This is a genomic window from Streptomyces sp. ID05-26A, assembly GCF_033794685.1.
Taxonomy (GTDB): domain Bacteria; phylum Actinomycetota; class Actinomycetes; order Mycobacteriales; family Pseudonocardiaceae; genus Lentzea.
The window spans coordinates 966,064-982,274 of sequence record NZ_JARAYZ010000002.1 but is presented as its reverse complement, the minus strand read 5'-3'; the positions used below and the strand labels follow the sequence as shown (position 1 = coordinate 982,274).

Here is a 16,211-nt window from a genome sequence, read left to right as displayed (position 1 = left end):
GATCCGTGGACGGCCGCGGACCGTCCCGCTGAGACTTGGCTTCCCGACGGGGCCCCAGAGCCCGGCTTCGACCAGGAGATCGCGGAATGTCGGCGACCAGCCGCGTGCGGACGCGGAGCACCGGGAGAGGACTCGCGTGAACGAGATCGGACCGGCCGGGACGGCGAGCCCGGACCACGACGGCCTGGACCGCGCGCTGCTGTGCGCCAGGGTGCGGGCCGAGTGGGCCGAGGCGCTGGAACACGATCGTTTCGGCGACGACGACGACTTCTTCGATCTCGGCGGGCATTCCGTGCTGATCGCCGGGATCATGGCCAACCTCGCGAAACTGGCCGGCACGCGCCTGTCGCTGCGGCTGTTCTTCGACCACCCGACGGTGAACGAGCTGACCGACGCGCTCTCGGCCACCGGAGCCTTCGGAGCGCTGACCCGATGACCACCGTGCCCTTCGCCGCGCAGGCCGCCCCCTGGAGCAGGTGGAACGAGACGGCCAGGCCGTTCCGCGACGTCACCATCCCGGACCTGCTCGCCGAGGCCGCCGGGACGTACCCGGACCGCCCGGCGATCGTCGCGGCGGGCGGCGAGGTCGTCACGCACGCCGAGCTCGACCGCCGGGCCAACCAGCTGGCCTGGCTGATGCGGGAGCTCGGCATCGGCAGGGGCAGCACCGTCGCCCTGTACGGCGAACGTGACGTGTCGTCGCTCGTCGGGCTGCTGGCCGTGCTCAAGTGCGGCGCGGCCTACGTGCCGATCGATCCGTCGTGGCCGGCCCGCCGGGCGATCGGCCTGCTCGACCAGCTCGCGGTGACCGCCGTGCTGACCGGCCGCGCCCACCTGCGCGCCGTGCAGGAGCTCCGGTGGGACGTGGAGTCGCTGCGGCACGTGTTCTGTCCCGACATCGCCGAGGAGTTCTCCTGGTCGGCGACCCTCAAGCGCGACCAGGTGGCGGACTTCTTCGACTTCCTGGCAAGCTCCGACGACCCGGTCGAGGCCGCCGGGTTCAACGTGCGCCGCGGCCGGCAGACGGTCGGCGAACAGGACGTCCTGCGCTACCGCGACCACGTGGTCGCGAGCGTCCTGGCCGCCTCGCCGGTGCACCGACCGGCGATTCTGGAGATCGGGTGCGGGTCCGGCCTGATCGTCGAAGCCTTGGCACCGCACGCTTCCCGGTACGTCGCCGTCGATCCGTCCCCCGTCTCGGTGGACCGGAGCCGGGCCTTCGCCGGGGTCGAGGGCGCGGTGTGCTTCGCGCACGAGGTCGCCGATCAGGTGAGTGGCCCGTTCGACGCCGTCGTGCTCGCCAGCACCGTGCAGTTCCTGCCGGACCTCGACCACCTGATCGGCGTGCTGGAGTCGCTGCTCGGACTGCTCACCGACGACGGCGTGATCGTGCTCGCTGACCTCGTCGACCCCGATTCCGGTGACACCGCCGGAGTCCGGGTGTCGCCGCGGTTCCTCGAACGACTGCCCGAACTGCTGCCCGGGGTGGCGGGCGTCAGCGTCCGCCGGCGGGACGCGGGGGCGTTCGCCGACGAGCTCGCGCAGCGGTACGAAGCGGTGATCCGCGTGGCACGACCGGGTGACCGCGCGAACCGCGAGCCGCTCTGGACCGGGCACCACATCGGCCTGCGCCCCACCGGACCGCTGCCGGCGGGCCCGGTGGCGGGGGACGTCGCCTACACGATCTTCACGTCCGGTTCGACCGGCGCGCCCAAAGGGGTCGTCGTCACCCATCGCTCGGTGGTGAACCTGATCGACTGGCTCAACCGCACCTACCGGGTCGGGCCGGACGACCGGATCCTCTTCGTCACGTCGTTCTGCTTCGACCTCTCGGTGTACGACATCTTCGGCGTGCTGGCGGCGGGCGCGTCCGTGCGGCCGGTGCCGGCGGCGGACCTGGCCGAGCCGGACGGCGTGGTGGACCTGCTGGAGCAGGAGGACATCACCATCTGGGACTCCGCTCCCGCCGCGCTGGCCATGCTCATGCCGTACGTGCAGGCCCGCGAACCCGCCGGGCGGGACACCTTGCGCCTGGTGTTGCTCAGCGGCGACTGGGTCCCGGTGCCGCTGCCGGACCAGATCCGCGCCGCCTTCCCCGCCGCCGAGGTGGTGGCGCTGGGCGGAGCCACCGAGTGCACCGTCTGGTCGAACCACTACCGGGTGGGCGACGTCGACCCCGCGTGGCCGAGCATCCCGTACGGCAAGCCGATGCAGAACGCCCGTTACTACGTGCTCGACGGCCACCTGCGGCCGTGTCCCCTCGGCGTCGAGGGCGACCTGTACATCGCCGGCGAGTGCGTCGCTGTGGGCTACGCCAACGCCCCCCGCCGCACGGCCGCCAGCTTCCTGCCCGACCCGTGGGCGGTGCGGCCCGGCGAGCACATGTACCGCACCGGTGACCGCGCCCGCTGGCTGCCGGCCGGCGACCTCGAGTTCCTCGGCCGCCTCGACGACCAGGTCAAGGTGAACGGCTACCGGATCGAACTGGGCGAGGTGCGCAGCGCTTTGCTGCAGTGCCAGGGGATCCGGGCGGCGGCCGTGGTGGCACCACGCGGACCGGGAGGGCGCACGCTCGCCGCCTTCTACGTCCCGGTGGCGGGACGGCTGCCGAAACAGGAGGTCGTCCGTGCCCTGCAGGCGATCCTGCCGACGTACATGGTCCCCACGCGGATCATCGCCCTCGACGAGTTGCCCCTGACCAACGCGGGCAAGGTCGACCAGACGGCCCTCGCGCGCCTGCTGTGAACCACGAACCCAGAGGAAAGGCGCGCCAATGACGTCAGGATCCCCCTTCACCGCCGGACTCTCCCGTCGCCGCCTGCTGGCCATGACGGCCGGAGCCGCGAGCCTCGCGGTCCTCCCGGCGGAAGCCTTGGCCCAGAACGGTTCCCGCACGGATCTCGTCGGCCCGTGGTTCGGCGAGATGATCGCGACGATGATGTCGTCGCCCGGCGCCGGACTCCCCGAACGGACCTGGGCGATGAGCTGGGGCGCCGCGCTGGACGCACTGGGCGGAGGACGTGCCGGGTGGCAACGCGCGGTGTTCGAGGACGCCGCCGTGGCGAGCGCCGTTCACGGTGTGCTGACAGCGCTGATCCCCGACCAGAAGGCCAGGCTGGACGCCGTGCTGGCCGGGTCGCTGGCCACCCTGCCCGCAGGCCCCGCCAGGGACGCGGGAACGGCCGCCGGCCGCGCGTCCGCCGCGGCCAGGGTCGCGGCGCGCGTGGGGGACGGCCTCGACATCGAGTCGGTGAACGCGCCGTTCACGCTGCCGCCCGAGGCGCCGGGGATCTACCGGCTCACGCCGGGGGCGACCAGGGTGGTCGGCGCCGGATACGGCCGCGCGCGCCCGTTCCTGCTCGGCAGGGGGAACCGGTTCCGGCTGGGCGCTCCGCCCGTCCTCGGCACGGCGGAGTACCGCAGGGACCTCGACGAACTGCACCGCCTCGGCGGCCAGGTCTCCGAGCGGACCGAGGAGCAGGACGTGCTGGCGTGGCTCGACCCCATGTCGCAGTACACGCCGGTGCTGCGCCTGCTGGCCGCCGACCAGGCCAGGCCTCGCCGGGACAGGGTGCGGCTGCTGGCGGCGCTCGGCGCGGTCATCGTCGACACCAGCATCGCGGTGTTCGACTCCAAGTACACCCACCTGCGCTGGCGGCCGGTCACGGCCATCCGGGCCGCGGACACCGACGGCGACCCCCGCACGAAACCCGACCCCGCGTGGACCCCGAACCTGCTGACGCCACCGCATCCCGAGTACCCGAGCGGCCACGCGGCCACCGCCGGCGCCGCGGAGCAGGTGCTCACCCAGCTCGTCGGGCCGAGCACCCCGATGGCGTTCTCGATCACGTTCCCGCGCGGCGACGGCACGATCCTGACCCGCGACTACCGGCGCGGAACGACGTGGGCCGCGCTCACCCGCGAGAACGTCGACGCCCGTGTGCTGGCCGGCGTCCACTTCCGGTTCTCCGACGAGGCCGCCGCCGCGCTCGGCCGGCGGGTGGCCCGCTACGACCTGGGCCGGCTGTGAATCCCCGAATCCCAACGAAAGGCGAGGCGATGACGACAGGATCCGGATCCCCCTTCACGGCGGGGGTGTCGCGCCGCAGCCTGCTGGTCGCCGCCGCGGGCATGGCGGTGTTCCCGGCGAGCGCCTGGGCCGCCGCGGACCCGGCCAGGCTGCTGCACGACATCGGGTCGCTGGCCGGGTCCGGCACACCGAGCGAGGCCGCCGACATCAACGACCGCGGCGACGTCGTCGGCGCGACATCGCTTCCCGGAACCAAGACGTCCCACGCCTTCATCATGAATCCACGCGTCGACGGTGGCAGGCTGACCGACATCACGCCCGGCGAGAAGCGCAGCACGCGGGCCAAGGCCGTCAACGCGGCAGGCGTCGTGACCGGCACGATCGGCCTGGGTCTGACACCGTCGGCGCCGGGGTCCGGTCAGCCCGGCGGCAACGAGCCGCAGCGCGTCTTCGTCTGGGGACCGCGAACCGGGCTCACCGTCCTACCACTGCCACCCGGCACCGCCGGTGCCATCGCGGGCGACATCAACGACAACGGCACCGTGCTCGTCGTCGGCACCAACGACGTCCCGGACCCGAACGCGCCGGGCATGAACATCCCGATCGGCTCGTACCTGTGGGATCCGGTGCGCCGCAAGTACACCGAGCTGCCGCTGCCCGCCGGATCGGCCGCCGGGTCCGTGGCCCTGGCGGGCACCCTCGACCAGTGCGGCGGGGTGGCCGGCGGTGTGGTGACCCCGCTCGGCGGGACGGCGTGGAAGCACGTCGCGGTGGTGTGGGACGCCGGAACCCATGCCGTGCACGAGCTTTCCACAGGTGGTGTGTCCGACGCGTTCGCCACCGACCGCAACGAGCACGGGGTGACCGTCGGGTGGCGGATGAACCTGCCGGGAGGGAGGTCCGGCGCCGTGTACTGGCCGGACCGGAACGCCGCACCGGTCCCGCTGCCGGGCAGGGTCGCGTTCGAGATCACCAACTCCGGCCGGATCGCGGGCATCCGCGACTTCACCGGCTCGCCGGTGTTCCCGTTCACGGCGGTGCTGTGGGAACCGGGCAGGGGACGCACGACCGATCTCGGTGACCACGGCCTCGGCTCGTACGTCCTGGCGCTCAACGCCTCCGGCCGGTCCGCCGGGTACTCCGTCGCGGGCACGGCGAGCAGCCACCACAACACCGCGGTCTGGTGGGATTCGCCCGGTCGCGCCTAGGCGCTGTCCTGTAAGTCTCGTCGGGCGAGAGCGGCGGCCGAGGGCCCCGGAGACGGCACCGCCGCAACGCCCGAATACGCCCGGTATGAGGGCATTGCGGCGGCACCGCCTCCGGGACTCTCGCCCGCGTCTCTCACCTGACGAACTTGCAGGACAGCGCCTAGGCGCTGTCCGGCTCGCCCGCGCCTGCCACCGAACGAACTTGCCGGACAGGGCCCGGCGGAACGCCCGAGACCGGGCCGGCGAACCGCCGGCCCGGTCTCGTTCAGGTCAGGGATGGCTGTGCAGCCGGCGGGCCGGCCGGTACACGTGAATGCTCACGGCGGGCTCGTGGCCGGTGTTGGTCACCTGGTGGGAGTAGCCGGGCGCGAACACCCTGGACTGGCCCGCGCGCAGGAGCAGGGTCTCGGCGCCGCGGATCATCCGCTCGGTCAGCACGCCGGCGACGACGACGAACGTGCCGGTCGCGCTGCCGTGGTGGTGCGGATCCGTGCCCTGGCCGGGTGACCAGGTCAGCAGCCACGCCTCGTACTCGTCGGTCCGCTCCAGCAGCAGCACGAACCGTTCGACCGGGTCGAACCGCACCTGGGCGCGCCACCGTTCCTCGTCCCGCGCCAGGTCGGCGGCGACGCGCAGCGGGTGCCGGACGAGGGGCGCGCTCAGGAGTGGGAGCGTGTTCTCCGGTACTGCGAACATGATCCGTCCTCGATGCCGTCACACGGGCAGTCGGATGCTTCAGGTCTGGCCGCCCCATTCGCGGCACGCACGGGCGAGCGCCGACGTGCCTTCCAGCAGCCGGGTCCGGTCGCCGGCGAAGGAGATCCGCACGACGCCGCGGGTGCTCTGGTCGCCGGGGATGGTGAACGCCGACGCCGGTGCGACCGCGACGCCGTGCTCCGCCAGCAGACGGTCGGCGAACTCCGCCGCGGTGTGCCCGGAGGACGTGATGTCCAGCAGGGCGTACCAGCCTCCGGCGGGCGGAGCGGCGATGAGGCCCGCCGCCATCAGTTCGCCCATGGCGGCGTCCCGTGAGGTGCGGACCGCGGCCACGTTGGCGCGGACGGCGGCGGTGTCGTCGAGTGCGGCGAGCGCGCCGATCTGCGCGGGGGTCGGCGGGGCGATGATCGAGCCTTCCTGCACGCGGCGCAGCAGACCGGCGAACGCGTCGTTGGGTGCGACGACGTAGCCGACCCGGCAGCCGGTCATGGCGTGGCTCTTGGAGAAGGTGAAGGCGGAGAAGACCCGGCGCCGGTGCGGTTCGACGTCGGCCTCCAGGGCCGCCATCGGCAGGTGCGTGCCCTCGTAGACGAAGTCCGCGTAGGCCTCGTCGCTGACGACGATCCAGTCCCGTTCGTTCGCCAGCGCCAGCAGGTCGCGCAGGGCGGCCGGGTCGGCGACCGCGCCGGTCGGGTTCGCGGGGGAGTTCACGACGATCACCCGCGTGGCGGGGGTCGCGGCCCTGGCGATCGCGGCCACGTCGAGCGCGTAGCCGGGGCCGAGCGGGTAGCCGACGACGTCGTACCGGTTGAGCACCCCCTGCTGGCGGTAGATCGGCCAGTGCACCTGGGGGATCAGCCAGGCCGCGCCGGGGGTGTGCACGGCCGCGCCCACCGCCGTGAGGCCCTGGCACGAGCCGGGCGTGACGAAGACGCGATCCGGGGTGGTGCTCAGGCCCTGTGCCGTCAGCTTGGCCACCAGGGCCTCGCGCAGTTCCGGCATGCCCTCGGCGCTGGTGTACACGCAGCGGCCGTCGCGCAGCGCCCGGCACATCGCCTCTACGGCGGACGGCGGCATGCCGAACGCCGGTTCGCCGACGTGCAACGCGTTGGCCTCACGGCCGTGGACGTCGCTCCAGCGCCGGGAAGCGCGGAACACCGCGTGCAGACTGGACTCCGGTACCAGCTCGACCGGATAGCTGTGCTCGACCAGTTCGGTCATCGGCCTGCTCCTGAGTGTCCTGAAAGGATTGATGGTTGCGGGTCACACGCTGCGGCCACCGTCGACGGTCAGCAGGGCGCCGGTGATCCAGCCCGACCGCTCCGGATCCAGCAGGGCGCAGACCCACGTGGCCACGTCACCGGGCCGGCCGAACCGGGCCATCGGCGTGCTCGCGAGCAGGCCCGCGCGCAGGCTCTCGGTCTCCTCGGCGCCGAGACCCAGGTCGTCGTACATCGGGGTGTCCACCGGACCGGGCACGACGGCGTTCACCCGCACGTCCGGGGCCAGTTCGCGGGCGAGCGAGCGGGTGAGGCTGTTGATCGCCGCTTTGCTGGCGCCGTAAAGAGAACGGCCGGGCATCGCCACCACGCCGCCGATGGACGTGACGTTGACGACGCTGCCGCGCGTCTCGGTGAGAGCCGGCAGCAGCGCCTGGATCAGAGCGGCGGGCGCTCGCAGGTTGACCGCCAGCATCCGGTCGAGATCGCCGAGGTCGGCCGTGTCCAGCCGGGCGAACCGGGCCAGGCCCGCGCAGTTGACCAGGCCGTCGAGCCGGCCGAAGCGGTGCTGGACCAGGTCGCGCAGTCGTTGCGGGGCCTCGGGGTCCGCGACGTCCATCGGCAGCGGCACCACCGTGCCCCGGTCGGTGCCGGTGTCCGGGCTGGCAGCCAGCGACGCCAGCGGTTCGGGTCTGCGGCCGATGGCGATCACGGTGTCGCCCGCCGCCGCGAGCTGCTCGGCCACCGCGCGCCCGATGCCGGACCCTGCTCCGGTGACCGCGACGACTCCACCCTGGTCGGCCATCTCCACCTCACGTTCGGTACGGGGCCCGGCCGGGAGCGGCGCGCTCCCGGCCGGACCCTGCCGGGTCAGCGCTGGTGTGCGGCGACGGGTGCGGTGCGCAGGAAGGCGCCGAGTTCGCCGGGCGTGGGGTTGAGGAAGATGTCCTGTGCCGCGACGGGTCGTCCTGCTTTCTGGCTCAGCCGCCGTGCCGCCGTGACGGCGAGCAGGGAGTCGCCGCCGAGCAGGAAGAAGTTGTCGTCCGGTGCGCACGACTCCCGGTCGAGCACCTCGGACAGGACCGACGCGGCCAGCTCGGCCATCTCGACCCGCGTGCCGTTGATCTCCACGAACTCATCCATCTCGTCACCCATCCGGTTCTTCGTCCCGAGAGCTGCCATGACCTGGTCAGGCCGTGCCGGTGGCAAGGCGTTCGCGCACACTGAGTGGACGCACGTCGGTCCAGATCCGCTCGATGTGGTCGAGGCAGGCGTCCTTGCCGCCCCTGGTTCCCTCCGCCCGCCAGCCGTCCGGCACGGGCTTCTCGCTGAGCCAGATCGAGTACTGCTCCTCGTGGTTGAGCACCACCAGGTATTCGCGGGTGTCCGCGTCGCCGGTCATCGCTGCCCTCCGTCTCCGCCGGGTCGCCGGGGTCGTGCCTGGACGGTAAGGCCGCGGCAGCTCCGTGCGGGGCCTGCGCGAAGGAAGCGGGAAAGACACCGAAACAACCGCGAAAGATTCTTGGTCGCGGGGTCCGCGCCGCCCGGACCATCTGGACGAGTCCACGGGCCTGCCCAGTGCGCCAAGGAGATCATCCGTGACCGACAACGTGAGAACCGGCTTCGACGCGATCGTCATCGGCGCGGGGTTCGGTGGAATCTGTGCCCTGCACAAGCTTCGCAACGAACTGGGTCTGACCGTGCGTGCCTTCGAGAGAGGCAGTGGCGTCGGCGGAACCTGGCACTGGAACCGCTATCCGGGCGCGATGTCGGACGTCGACGGGCACGTGTACAAGTTCGCCTTCGACAAGGAACTGCTCCAGCAATGGGACTGGAGCTCGCGCTACGTCACGGGCGCCGAGAACCTGGCGTACCTGGAGGCCGTGGTCGAACGGCACGACCTCGCGCGTGACATCCAGTTCGGCACGGTCGTCGAATCGGCGGTCTACGACGAGAACAGTTCGATGTGGACGGTGACCACCAGCCGCGGCGAACGGTTCACCGCCCGCTACCTGGTGAGCGCCCTGGGCCCGCACTCGAGCCGGAACCTGCCGGAGATCGAGGGCCTCGACGGTTTCGGGGGAACCGTGGTGCACACCGGTGCCTGGCCGGAAGGTCTGTCGATCGAGGGCAAGCGGGTCGGCGTGATCGGCACCGGTTCCACCGGCACGCAGTTCGTCTGCGCCGCGGCACGGACGGCCGAGCACCTCACGGTCTTCCAGCGCACGCCGCAGTACGTGCTGCCGTCCGGCGACCGTCCGGTCGGGACGGAGGAGAAGGCCGCGATCCGGGCCGGCTACGACCGGATCTGGGAGCAGCTCCACGACTCCCGGGTCGCCTGCGGTTTCGAGGAGAGCGACGTCCCGGCGATGAGCGTCTCCGCGCAGGAACGCGAGCGGGTGTTCCAGGAGTCGTGGGACCACGGCAACGGGTTCCACTTCATGTTCGCGACCTTCGGCGACATCATCACCGACCCGGAGGCCAACCAGGCGGCCGCCGACTTCATCAGGTCGAAGATCCGCGAGATCGTCCAGGACCCGGAGACAGCGCGGAAACTGACGCCGACCGACCTGTTCGCGAAGCGCCCGATCTGCAACGAGGGCTACTACGAGTCGTTCAACCGCGCCAACGTCAGCCTGGTCAGCCTGCGGGAGAACCCGATCGTGGCGGCCACTCCGACCGGCGTGCTGACCGAGGACGGCGTGGAGCACGAGCTCGACATCCTGGTGTGCGCCACCGGATTCGACGCGGTCGTGGGCAGCTACAAGCAGATCGACATCCGCGGCCGCGACGGCGTGACCCTGCGGGAGAGCTGGCAGGACGGCGCCCGCAGCTACCTGGGGGTCTCCGTCGCCGGTTTTCCCAACATGTTCATGGTGTTCGGCCCGCTCAGCTCGTTCAGCAACCTGCTGCCGAGCATCGAGACCCAGGTGGAGTGGATCACCGAACTGGTCGGGACGGTCGAGCGGACGGGGAAGAGCTCCATCGAGGCCACCAAGGCCGCCGAGGACGAATGGGTCGAGGTCTGTCAGCTGGCGGCCGGCGACACGCTGTTCCCCAAGGTGCAGTCCTGGATCTTCGGCAACAGCGCGGACCGGCGACCCAAGACGATCTTCTACGTCAAGGGGCTCGCGTCGTTCCGCGCGAAGCTGCGCGAGGAGGCGGCCGGCGGACTCGCCGGATATTCCCTGCGGGGGAACGGATCCCCGGTTCCACGGTCCTGAACAGAACCACCCGCCGGCGCTTCGTGCCGGCGGGTGGTCGTGTCGTGAACGAAGGTGGAGCTCAGGTCACCGGTCCAGCACGTCCGCGACCAGTCCGGCGACGTCGGTGGTCACGTGGAAGTGCGCGCCGGGACGCGTGCTCATGGTGAGCTCACCCGTCGTGACGGCGGCCCATTCGGTCAGCCGTGTCTCGTCCACCACCGGGTCGCCGATGCCGTGGTAGACGCTCACCGGGCACGACAGAGGTTTGGTCGTGACGCCGGGCTTGTACGTCGCGTGCGCACGGAGGTCCGAGCGCAGCACCGGTGTCATCAGCTCGCGCAGTTCCGCGCTGGCCGCGACGCCGGGGTCGATGCCGCCCAGCGCGCAGAGGGTCGCCCAGAACTCGTCGTCCGGTGCCAGGTGCACGTCCCGGTTCTCCAGGTGGCCCGGCGGCATGCAGGCGGACACGCACAGCTTCTTCGGCTCGCGGCCCATGTCCCGCAACAGGACCGCGGTCTCGTAGGCCACCATCGCGCCGAGGCTGTGCCCGAACAGGACGTGTTCGCTGCACGGCAGTCGAAGCAGTTCCCCGACCGCGTGACCAGCCTGCTCGGCCACGTCGTCCAGGAGGTCCTCGCCGAACCGGTCACCGCGTCCCGGGTACTGGACGGCCACGAGCTCCACGCCGGGCGGGAGCAGGGAGGCCCAGTCCCGGAAGGCTGTCGCCGAACCCCCTGAGTGCGGGAAGCACACCAGCCGGACCGTGGGAGCTCTCACCGCGGCCAGCGTCCGAATCCAGCCTTGTTCCCGCATCGGGCTCATCCATCCCGCCCTTCCCAGTAGCACGAGCTTTCGCAACATCGTTTGCCTTTTCGGCTCACCTCAAGGGATTACGGAAAGACATAGGTAAGAGACAAGCGGTGCGCGCGACCGCGTAACCAGAATCCGTGGTGACCGGCGCGTCCGGCGGCGGTGCGTTTTCTGGGCTGGGAGTGCTGATGAAACGAGTGGTCATTGTCGGCGCCGGGATGGCCGGGCTCGCCACGGCACTCCGGCTGGGCAGGGACGGCTGGCAGCCGCTGGTGCTGGAACGCGCCCCCGGCAGGCGAAGCGGCGGCTACATGCTGAACCTGCTCGGGCAGGGCTACACCGCGGCCGAGGAACTCGGGCTGCTGCCCGCTCTGTCCAAGGGAGCGTTGGGGCTGTTCAACTCCGTGATGGTCAGGGCGGACGGCAGCCCGAAGGTCACCATGCCGGCCACGTTCGCCGAGGCCGCGCTGGGGAACCGGACGGTCACGGTGTTCCGGACCGACCTGGAGAAGGCGCTGTACGAAGCCGCCAGCGAGCACGCCGAATTCCGCTTCGGCACCACCATCACCGCGATCGACCAGGACGCCGACCGGGTGACGGTCCGGTTGAGCGACGGCACGACCGAGCAGGCGGATCTGCTGATCGGCGCGGACGGCGTGCAGTCGGTGACCCGCAGGCTGGCGTTCGGCCCCGACTACCGGGTCGACATGCCGTACGTCGTGGCGGCGTTCCCGCTCGACCACCCGATCGCGGACGTGCCCGAGACGTCGGCCACGACCTTCATCGGCCCCGGCCGCACGGCGGGGGTCGTCAACCTGGGGCCAGAGCGTTCTTCGGCGTTCTTCACCTACCGGGCCGATGATCCGGGCCGCGAACTGGCGAACGGCGCCGTGAAGTCGTTGCGCGATGCCTTCGGGGACCTGGCCGCCGGCGTGCCGGACGCGTTGCGCTCCCTCGAAAAAGACCCGGACAACGCCTACTTCGACCGGGTCAGCAAGGTAGTCGCGCCGAAGTGGAGCAACGGCAGGGTCGTCCTGGTCGGGGACGCGGCCTGGTGCGTCACGCTCTTCGCCGGGCACGGCGCCTCCCTCGCGCTCGCCGGTGGCGACCAACTCGGCGCGATGGTGCGCAAGCACGGCGACGACCTCCCCGCGGCGCTGGCCGAGTGGGAGGCCGGACTGCGGCCCGAGGTCACCCGGCGGCAGGCGATGGCCAAGCGCGGCACGTACTACTACGCGCCGCCGAGCGACTTCCACGTGTGGATGAACGGCATGATGACCAAGATGATGATGCTGCCCGGTATCCGCGGCTTCGCCCAGCGCGGCATCAAACGGCAGACGTCCTGACGTCGATGTACGACCCGGCACGCGGTTTCCCGCACGTGGTGGTCGAACTGGCCTACGCAGACCCCGCCCGAGCCGTCGACTGGCTCGTGCGGGTCTTCGGTTTCCGTCTGCTGCTGCGGCAGCCGGCGTCCGGGCCCGTCGGCCACGCCGACCTGGACACCGGCGGTGGCGTCGTCATGGTCCGGCCGACCGGTGACCGGCACACCGCCCCCTGCGCTGAGCACACCTGCAAGCAGATCATCGTCTGGGTGTCCGATGTGGATGAACACTTCGCACGGGCCTCGGCGGGCGGCGCGCGGATCGTCCAGCCCCTCACGGACAAACCGTGGGGGTTGCGCCAGTACCTGGCCCGCGATCTGGAGGGCCATCTCTGGGAGTTCACCCGGCACCTGCGGGACGTCCCGCCGCACGAATGGGGTGCGGTGGCCTTCTGAGGCCGCGTTCGAACCGTGAACGGCCCCGCCCCGGACGGTCCGGGGCGGGGCCGTTCACGTGGTCCGTCTCAGCGCACGACCGGCGCGATCACGACGATCGGGTGCAGCCGGGTCCGCACGATGCTCTCCAGCTTGAGATCCGCCTGTGCGAACAGGTCTTCCAGTTGCTCGATGCTGCGCGACCCACCGCCGGCCAGGACGAGCAGGACGATGTCGTAGAGCTTGCCGGGGTTGAACGTGTCGCCCGGCTCCAGGACCGGTTCGATGAGCAGCAGCCGGCTCTTGTCGTGCATCGCCGCCCGGATGGTCCGCAGCAGCGTCACCGACTCCTCCTCGCTCCACGCGAACATGATCCGCTTGAGCAGGTACGCGTCGGCGCCGGCCGGGACGGACTCGAAGAAGCTGCCGCCGACGGCGTCGCACCGATCCGCGACACCGTGCTCGGCCAGCACCTTGGGGGCGCCGGTGACCACGTGCGGCTGGTCGAACACCGTGCCGCGCAGCGACGGGTTGTTCACCAGCAGCCCTGCCAGGAACGCGCCGTTGCCGCCGCCCACGTCGACGACGGTGCTGAAGGAGTCCCAGTCGTACGCGGACACCGACTCGACCTCGCGGCGCGTGATCGCCTGCTGGGAGGCGTCGAACTTCGCGCACTCGTCCGGGTGCTCGGCCATGTACTCGAAGTAGCCCTGGCCGTGCACGTGGTCGAAGGCCGCCTTGCCCGTCCGGATGCTGTAGTCCAGGGCGGCCCAGGCCTGGATGTCGGCCGGGATGAACGGGTACGCCTCGCGCAGCGAGTCGGGGAGGTCGCTGCGCAGCGGCTCGGCCAGCGGCGTCAGGTCGAACACCCTGGGCCGCACCTCGGTGAAGATCCCCCTGCTGGCCAGCGCGCGCAGTGCCATGTAGAGCGACGGCGCGTGGGTTTCGGTCAGACGGGCGAGGTCCTCGACGGAGAGCGGGCCGTCGGCGAGGTGGTCGGCCACCCCGAGATCGCAGATCACGCGGAACGTGAACGGCACGACGTAGTCGGCGGGGTCGATCTGACGCCGGACGCCGGTCGGGCCGCCGGTGGTCGGGTGGTTGGCGGTGGACGAGCTCATGGTCAGTACCTCCGAAGCCGCGGCGGCCCGCACGTGCCGGGAACCGGGCAGGGTTGGGGGCAGGGTGGCGGCCGGCCCTGCGAACAGGTCGGATTCCTCAATCGCCGCGAAGTCGCCACCACGGTCGGACTCGCGGCACGTCCGCGGCGCGCGAAGTCCTTCCGATGAAGGGTGACCTGCGGCCATGGTCCGCGTGGCGCCCACCGGGCAGCCACAAGTCTTTCGCGGTTGTTTCGTGTCTTTCCCGCTTCCTTCCGCACGGCCCGGATCGCCGCGGGGACGGCCTTACGGTGCGGCCACGACCCCCTGTGAAGCGGTCGGCCGTGGCAGCGGCCGGGATGGAGTACGGAGATGGATGAGTTCGTGCCCGTGCATCGGACGATCGCCGACCGCGCGGCCGAGGCGCCGGACAAGCCGGCCGTGACCGACGAGTGGACGAGCCTCACCTACCGCGAACTGACCGAGCGCGCCGACGAACTGGCGGGCGTGCTGATCCGGCAGGGCCTGCGTCCCGGCGGAACCGTGGCCGTGCACATGGAGAGCAGCGCCGCGGTCCTGGTGGCGCTGCTGGCCGTGTCCCGGGCCGGCGGGGCCTCGCTGATGCTGGACGTCAGCGGCCCGAGGCAGTGGCTCACCGGTTTCGTCGAGAGGGCACTGCCGGTCGCCTGGATCACGCACGAGAGCAGTCCGGAGCCGCCGTTCACCGGGACCGTGCACCGGCTCGACGAGGGCGGGCGGGTCAAGGCGGACGACGGGCCCGTGCCGGACTTCCCCGAGGTGGGACCGGAGGACATGGCCTGCCTGGTGCAGACGTCCGGGTCGACCGGCGTGCCGAAGCTCGTCCTGGTGCCGCACCGCACCTGGACCTACGCGACCGCCACCCAGGAGGAGCTGCACCGGATCGACCGCGACGATCGCGGCGCCTGGCTGTTCCCCTCGCACACGAACGTGTCCGTGAGCGTGGTGTTCTGGCCGTTCCTCGCCGCGGGCGCCCATCTGTCGATTCCGCCGCGCGAGATCGTCAGCGCTCCGGAGGAACTGGCGCTGTGGATCCGCGACCAGCGGATCACCCAGGTCTTCGCGGTCGCCCCGCTGGCCGAGGCGCTGGCGAGGCTCGACTGGCCGACCTGCGCGCTGCGGCTGATGCTCACCGGCAGCGACCGGGTGCGCGAGTGGGGCAGGCCGGAACTGCCGTTCGAGATCGGCAACTGGTACGGGGCCAACGAGGTCAACATCGTCACCTCGCCGATGGTGCCCTGGGCCGAGCGCATCACCTCGGCGACGGCCACCGCCGCCGATCGTGCCGGGACGCCGCCCATCGGCCGCGTGTGGCCGGGCGCGAACTGGCGGGTGGTCGACGCGCACGACCGGCTCGTCGCTCCCGGCGAGGTGGGCGAACTGCTCGTCGGCGGACGGCAGCTGGCGCTCGGCTACCTGTCCGCGCGCGCGACGGCGGAGAAGTTCCTGCCCGACCCGGAGGCGGCCGAGCCGGGCTCGCGCATCTACCGCACCGGCGACATGGTGCGGGTCCGCCCGGACGGCGCCCTGGAGCACTGCGGCCGCATCGACGACCAGGTGCAGATCAACGGCAAGCGGGTCGAGATGGGCGAGGTGGAGCGGGCCATGCTGACCCACCCCGGAGTTCGCGAGGCCGCCGCGACGACCGTCGAATCCCGCACCGGCCGGCCGCAACTGGTCGGCTATCTGGTGACCAGCGCACCGGTGGTCGACGCCGAACTACGGCGCGCGATGGCGGACGCGTTGCCGTCGCACATGGTTCCGGTCGCGTTCGTGCGGATGGAAAAGCTGCCCCGCAACCGCGGCGACAAGATCGACCGGCGGGCGCTGCCGCACCCCGAGGCCGCGGCCGCTGACCGCGCGAACCACCTGAACGCACTGGCCGTGTCGGTCCTGTCCGAGGTGCTCGACCGGGAGTCGTGCGCACCGGACGACAACTTCTTCCTGCTGGGTGGTGACTCCCTGCTCGCGGTCGCCGCGGCACGGCGCCTGACCCAGAAAGCAGGCCGACCCGTTGCGGCACAGGACATCTTCCTCAACCCCACGCCCGGTGAGCTCGGCGCGTTCCTGCGCACCGCACCGGTCGCCGCGCACCGGCGCTGACCCGCCTTGCCGACATCTT

Annotated in this window: 15 protein-coding genes; 8 read left to right on the top strand and 7 right to left on the bottom strand. The window is 71.5% G+C overall.

The features are described 5' to 3' along the window. Nucleotides 1–136 precede the first annotated feature (136 nt). The 4 genes from PV646_RS20315 to PV646_RS20300 are packed head-to-tail and all read left to right on the top strand — an operon-like array spanning nucleotide 137 to nucleotide 5,238. A complete protein-coding gene (locus tag PV646_RS20315; RefSeq protein WP_500343735.1) occupies nucleotides 137–436 on the top strand; it encodes a phosphopantetheine-binding protein in 300 nt (99 codons plus the stop codon). Next, nucleotides 433–2,745, top strand: a complete 2,313-nt coding sequence (locus PV646_RS20310; protein ID WP_500343734.1) for an amino acid adenylation domain-containing protein — start codon at nucleotides 433–435, stop codon at nucleotides 2,743–2,745. The genes PV646_RS20315 and PV646_RS20310 overlap by 4 nt, the downstream gene beginning before the upstream one ends. Nucleotides 2,746–2,773: 28 nt before the next feature. Further along, nucleotides 2,774–4,030: a vanadium-dependent haloperoxidase gene (locus tag PV646_RS20305; RefSeq protein WP_500343733.1), complete on the top strand. Its 1,257-nt coding sequence runs from the start codon at nucleotides 2,774–2,776 to the stop codon at nucleotides 4,028–4,030. Between the two features lie 29 nt (nucleotides 4,031–4,059). After that, nucleotides 4,060–5,238, top strand: a complete 1,179-nt coding sequence (locus PV646_RS20300) for a hypothetical protein (protein WP_500343732.1) — start codon at nucleotides 4,060–4,062, stop codon at nucleotides 5,236–5,238. Between the two features lie 270 nt (nucleotides 5,239–5,508). Here PV646_RS20300 and PV646_RS20295 read toward each other — a convergent pair whose 3' ends face one another. The 5 genes from PV646_RS20295 to PV646_RS20275 form a co-directional block, all read right to left on the bottom strand. Then, nucleotides 5,509–5,934 (bottom strand): cysteine dioxygenase, encoded by a 426-nt coding sequence (locus PV646_RS20295; protein ID WP_500343731.1) that lies wholly within the window; start codon nucleotides 5,932–5,934, stop codon nucleotides 5,509–5,511. A 39-nt stretch (nucleotides 5,935–5,973) separates the two neighbouring features. Further along, the gene (locus tag PV646_RS20290; protein ID WP_500343730.1) at nucleotides 5,974–7,176 is read right to left on the bottom strand and encodes a pyridoxal phosphate-dependent aminotransferase; all 1,203 of its coding nucleotides are present in this window, start codon (nucleotides 7,174–7,176) and stop codon (nucleotides 5,974–5,976) included. 42 nt (nucleotides 7,177–7,218) lie between these two features. Beyond that, the gene (locus PV646_RS20285; RefSeq protein ID WP_500343729.1) at nucleotides 7,219–7,980 is read right to left on the bottom strand and encodes an SDR family NAD(P)-dependent oxidoreductase; all 762 of its coding nucleotides are present in this window, start codon (nucleotides 7,978–7,980) and stop codon (nucleotides 7,219–7,221) included. Nucleotides 7,981–8,045: 65 nt separating this feature from the next. Further along, nucleotides 8,046–8,318: a phosphopantetheine-binding protein gene (locus PV646_RS20280; RefSeq protein ID WP_500343728.1), complete on the bottom strand. Its 273-nt coding sequence runs from the start codon at nucleotides 8,316–8,318 to the stop codon at nucleotides 8,046–8,048. 46 nt (nucleotides 8,319–8,364) lie between these two features. Next, on the bottom strand, nucleotides 8,365–8,577 hold the full coding sequence (locus PV646_RS20275; protein ID WP_500343727.1) for an MbtH family protein: 213 nt from the start codon (nucleotides 8,575–8,577) through the stop codon (nucleotides 8,365–8,367). Nucleotides 8,578–8,773: 196 nt separating this feature from the next. On the opposite strand from PV646_RS20275, the gene PV646_RS20270 reads away from it, so the two are divergent. Beyond that, nucleotides 8,774–10,399 carry a flavin-containing monooxygenase gene (locus tag PV646_RS20270; protein WP_500343726.1) on the top strand — a complete coding sequence of 542 codons (1,626 nt, stop codon included), beginning with the start codon at nucleotides 8,774–8,776 and terminating at the stop codon, nucleotides 10,397–10,399. A 66-nt stretch (nucleotides 10,400–10,465) separates the two neighbouring features. Here PV646_RS20270 and PV646_RS20265 read toward each other — a convergent pair whose 3' ends face one another. Beyond that, nucleotides 10,466–11,158, bottom strand: coding sequence for a thioesterase II family protein (locus PV646_RS20265; protein ID WP_500343725.1), 693 nt, complete (start codon nucleotides 11,156–11,158; stop codon nucleotides 10,466–10,468). A gap of 221 nt (nucleotides 11,159–11,379) precedes the next feature. On the opposite strand from PV646_RS20265, the gene PV646_RS20260 reads away from it, so the two are divergent. Together PV646_RS20260 and PV646_RS20255 are read left to right on the top strand one after the other, a co-directional pair. Further along, entirely contained in the window at nucleotides 11,380–12,537 is a 1,158-nt protein-coding gene (locus PV646_RS20260) for an FAD-dependent oxidoreductase (RefSeq protein ID WP_500343724.1), read from the top strand. A 5-nt stretch (nucleotides 12,538–12,542) separates the two neighbouring features. Further along, nucleotides 12,543–12,971: a VOC family protein gene (locus tag PV646_RS20255; protein ID WP_500343723.1), complete on the top strand. Its 429-nt coding sequence runs from the start codon at nucleotides 12,543–12,545 to the stop codon at nucleotides 12,969–12,971. Between the two features lie 68 nt (nucleotides 12,972–13,039). Here the strand turns inward: PV646_RS20255 and PV646_RS20250 are convergent, their stop codons facing one another. Next, nucleotides 13,040–14,071, bottom strand: a complete 1,032-nt coding sequence (locus PV646_RS20250) for a methyltransferase (protein WP_500343722.1) — start codon at nucleotides 14,069–14,071, stop codon at nucleotides 13,040–13,042. 351 nt (nucleotides 14,072–14,422) lie between these two features. Here PV646_RS20250 and PV646_RS20245 point away from each other — a divergent pair, with 351 nt between their 5' ends. Then, on the top strand, nucleotides 14,423–16,192 hold the full coding sequence (locus tag PV646_RS20245) for a non-ribosomal peptide synthetase (RefSeq protein ID WP_500343721.1): 1,770 nt from the start codon (nucleotides 14,423–14,425) through the stop codon (nucleotides 16,190–16,192). Nucleotides 16,193–16,211: the final 19 nt, after the last annotated feature.